Consider the following 3,848-nt stretch of genomic DNA (forward strand, 5'->3'; position numbering starts at 1 on the left):
TTTTTCTTTTCATTACTTTATTTGGCAGCTATCTTTGGGGTTCTTTTGATTGAATCTCTTGTTTGGTATTTTATCGCTCTTTAGGAGCGTGAAAATATAAAAAAACAAATTTTAAAAAAGAGCTTTCCTACAAGAAGATACTATAAAGTATGTTTTTATGTAAAAGATGGTATTGCTAGTTTTTTTGCATTGATTATTCGTGCATAAGGATAAGTTGTTTGATTATGATACTAAAGCTATAGAGATTAAGGATGATTTATGTCTGGACTTCCTCCTTTAACGATACGTCTTTGTGGTCCACGTGGATTTTGTGCAGGGGTTGATCGTGCTATCCAGATTGTTCTTCTTGCATTAAAAAAGTATGGTGTTCCAGTGTATGTTCGTCATGAAATTGTACATAACCGCTATGTGGTTGAGGGATTGCAGCAACGGGGAGCTGTTTTTGTTGAAGAACTTGATGAGATTCCAGAAGAATATCGCACTCAACCGGTTGTTTTTTCTGCCCATGGTGTACCAAAATCTGTATCAAAAGAAGCACAACGCTATAATTTGTTTTATCTTGATGCAACATGTCCGTTGGTCTCGAAAGTTCACAAACAAGCGATACGGCATCAACGTCACGGTCGTCATGTTATATTGATTGGTCATGCTGGTCATCCTGAGGTGATAGGAACGATGGGACAGCTTGAAGAAGGGGCTGTGACGCTCATTGAAACGATAGAAGATGCTTTGCATTATCAACCAAGGGATCCAGATAAATTAGGATTTGTGACACAAACAACGCTTTCTGTTGAAGATACTGCAGGAATTATCGATATATTACAACAACGTTTTCCTACATTAGCAGCCCCAGCGGCTGAGTCAATTTGCTATGCGACAACGAATCGACAAGATGCGGTTAAAGCCGCGGCAAAAGGGAGTGATTTGTTTTTGATTGTTGGAGCACCAAATTCTTCTAATTCGCGACGTTTAGTCGAGGTTGCTGAAAAGTCTGGTGCGCGACAAGCTATTTTAGTTCAGCGCGCTGATGAAATTAATTTTGAAAACCTAAAAGCTCTTTCTGTTGTCAGTCTTTCAGCAGGGGCTTCCGCTCCTGAAATTATTATTGATGAAATTATTTCAGCATTTCGTGAGCGTTATGATGTCACAATAGAATTGGCTGAAACAGTGGTAGAAACGGAAAAGTTTTTAGTGAGTCGCGAATTACGTGATGTCATTTTAACCTCTCAAGATATGGCTTTTGTTAATGGTCAAGAAAATAGTACAAAAAATGAACATCAAGATACAGACATGTCTAAAATGAAAGCAGAATAATGGCCGTTTATACAGATATTCATCCAAATGATTTAAAAGCGTTTTTAACAGGTTACGCAATAGGGTCACTTTTGTCTTATCAAGGTATAGAGGAGGGGATTGAAAATTCTAATTTTATGTTAGAGACAACACAAGGACGATTTATTCTAACACTTTATGAAAAGCGTATTTCAAAAGATGATTTACCTTTTTTTTGTAGCTTAATGCAGCATTTAGGACAGCGTGGAATTCCTTGTCCTCAACCTGTTATTCAAAATGATGGCATGATGATCAGTGAACTAGCAGGTCGTCCTGCTGCTATTATTACTTTTCTGGAAGGAGAGTGGATCCGCCAGCCCAATATAGATCATTGTGGTGAAGTGGGGACGGGATTAGCACAATTGCATTTAGCAGGACAGGATTTTACACTCAGTCGTAAAAATACTCTTTCTGTTATGGATTGGCAGCTATTGTGGCAACGTTGTCAAACAAAAGAAGATGCATTATTAAAAGAATTTGGACAAAAAATTGAGTGGGAATTGGTTTTTTTACAAGAAAACTGGCCATTAAATTTACCAACAGGCATTATTCATGCGGATTTATTTAATGATAACGTCTTTTTTGTGAATCATCGTCTTTCTGGGATGATAGATTTCTATTTTGCTTGTAATGACTTTTTTGCTTATGATTTAGCGATCTGTTTAAATGCTTGGTGCTTTGAGCCTGATCATTCCTATAATCTTACCAAAGCACGTAAGTTATTGGAAAATTATCAAAAAATAAGACCATTGATCCCTTTAGAATTGGACAAGATGGTTTTATTAGCTCGTGGTGCATCTCTACGTTTCTTACTCACACGCCTTTATGATTGGTTTAATACACCGCCTCATAGCTTTGTTATTAAGAAAGATCCATGGGAATATTGGCACAAGCTTTGTTTTTTCAGTAATGTAAATTCGCTAAGTGAATTAGGTTTTTAAATTTTATGGCAACTCAACAAAAAGTCGTTGAAATTTATACAGATGGTGCTTGCTCAGGGAATCCTGGAATTGGAGGGTGGGGGGCAATTTTACGCTGGAATGGTCATGAACGCGAGCTTTATGGCGGTAAGGTCCATACGACAAACAATCAAATGGAACTCATGGCGGCAATTTGTGCATTAAAGGCGCTTAAAGAGCCCTGTTTGGTCGACCTTTATACAGACTCAGTTTATGTGCGTAATGGGATATCTAAGTGGATTGAGGATTGGAAAAAGAATAATTGGCGCACCGCATCAAAAAATCCTGTTAAAAATATGGAGCTATGGCAAGCTCTTGAGGATGTTTGTTCTTGTCATACAGTCAGGTGGCACTGGGTAAAAGGGCATGCGGGACATCCAGAAAATGAACGCGCTGATGCACTTGCTCGCAAAGCAATTACGCAATATCGCAACAATGGACATTTTCCAGCATAATTGCTGTTTGAGAGCCTTTCTCTTTTATCACGGAGTTGTAAGAGAGGGGGGCTGCGTATGAAATATGAATGTTCCACTTAAGGCGTGATCTTTAAAAGAAACAGTGTAAAAAATTTTTTGGTTTATTTCTTCTGGTACGAAATAGATCGGAGCACTAAAGAGCGTATATTTCGCGTTATCACTGACTTTTTTTGCTGCTCCAATTTGCATTTCTCCTCCATCTAAAAAGAGAGAGGAAGGAGTTGTTTTGTCGTTATTTTTTATTTTTAGAAAAAGAGTATTGTTATTTTTTTCGGCGCTTATTTTGAGTGCATTCTGCATCATGCGAGGCAAAGAATCTTGGGCATTTTTTAAGAAGGAAAGGGGAAGATATTTGTTTTTAAGAACAGATGGCGAAAAATCAAAGTTAATAGTCAATGGAAGACAGATTTTATTACATAGTCCGAGAGTGAAAGCCCCACTTAAATTTTTGCTTGAACTAGAAAGATTGAAGGGCAATGTCACTTTATCTTTATAGCCTAATGACCAATCATTTTCTGTTTCAAAAAGCTGTGGCGTCGGATAAAAGATTTCATAAGAAACTTGTTGATTGAAATTAAAAAATGGTGCCATGCCAGAATTACCTGGATTACGCCAGTAAGTTTTCCATCCTGGTTTAAGCACAATTTCAATAATACCTTCTCTTATTCCAGAAAGAGAAGGTTCAGTGATTGCTAATCGGATACGACCACCCTCTGATTCATACCAAGATGTTGCGAAAAGCTGGAGTTTTTGTTCTGTTTGAGCATTTACAGGAATGTTAAGTAATTTTAAAACTAAGAATGTTAAGCATAAAGTAACTAAAAGCTTTTTATAAAAGAAAGTTGCGATATTTTGTAAATTTGTAAATATGTGACTTTTTTTCATTGGAGTTTTATTTTCCTAGTGTACTAAATGAACAAACTTTTATCATGTAAATTATGGAGAATAGCAGATTAATGAAGCAGTGTAATGGCTTTTTGGGTGGTCAATTACTCATAGCAATGCCTGGAATGAATGACAAACGCTTTATTCGTTCTGTTATTTATATTTGCGCGCATTCTGATGCTGGTGCGATGGGCAT

5 protein-coding genes are annotated in these 3,848 nt (G+C 37.1%); 4 read left to right on the forward strand and 1 reads right to left on the reverse strand.

The genetic code is table 11. From position 1 onward, the window contains the following. Positions 1-258 precede the first annotated feature (258 nt). From ispH to rnhA, 3 genes are read left to right on the forward strand one after another with little or no spacing between them, the layout of a single operon-like run. Positions 259-1,314, forward strand: coding sequence for a 4-hydroxy-3-methylbut-2-enyl diphosphate reductase (gene ispH / locus ACFIO3_RS05330; RefSeq protein WP_375606406.1), 1,056 nt, complete (start codon positions 259-261; stop codon positions 1,312-1,314). Continuing rightward, on the forward strand, positions 1,314-2,273 hold the full coding sequence (locus tag ACFIO3_RS05335; protein WP_375609089.1) for a homoserine kinase: 960 nt from the start codon (positions 1,314-1,316) through the stop codon (positions 2,271-2,273). Before ispH ends, ACFIO3_RS05335 begins: the two co-directional genes overlap by 1 nt. A gap of 5 nt (positions 2,274-2,278) precedes the next feature. Further along, a complete protein-coding gene (gene rnhA, locus ACFIO3_RS05340; protein WP_375607806.1) occupies positions 2,279-2,746 on the forward strand; it encodes a ribonuclease HI in 468 nt (155 codons plus the stop codon). Positions 2,747-2,773: 27 nt separating this feature from the next. Here the strand turns inward: rnhA and ACFIO3_RS05345 are convergent, their stop codons facing one another. Next, positions 2,774-3,652, reverse strand: coding sequence for a protein-disulfide reductase DsbD domain-containing protein (locus ACFIO3_RS05345; RefSeq protein WP_375614993.1), 879 nt, complete (start codon positions 3,650-3,652; stop codon positions 2,774-2,776). Positions 3,653-3,723: 71 nt separating this feature from the next. On the opposite strand from ACFIO3_RS05345, the gene ACFIO3_RS05350 reads away from it, so the two are divergent. Then, the coding region (locus tag ACFIO3_RS05350; RefSeq protein WP_375704178.1) for a YqgE/AlgH family protein at positions 3,724-3,848 on the forward strand (125 nt) is incomplete at its 3' end.

Source organism: Bartonella sp. AD328YNZD (genome assembly GCF_042196425.1).

Excerpts from the sequence above, each read along its gene's own strand:
- ispH (WP_375606406.1), top strand. The coding sequence starts at position 259 with ATGTCTGGACTTCCTCCTTTAACGATACGTCTTTGTGGTCCACGTGGA.
- ACFIO3_RS05335 (WP_375609089.1), top strand. The coding sequence starts at position 1,314 with ATGGCCGTTTATACAGATATTCATCCAAATGATTTAAAAGCGTTTTTA.
- rnhA (WP_375607806.1), top strand. The coding sequence starts at position 2,279 with ATGGCAACTCAACAAAAAGTCGTTGAAATTTATACAGATGGTGCTTGC.
- ACFIO3_RS05345 (WP_375614993.1), bottom strand. The coding sequence starts at position 3,652 with ATGAAAAAAAGTCACATATTTACAAATTTACAAAATATCGCAACTTTC.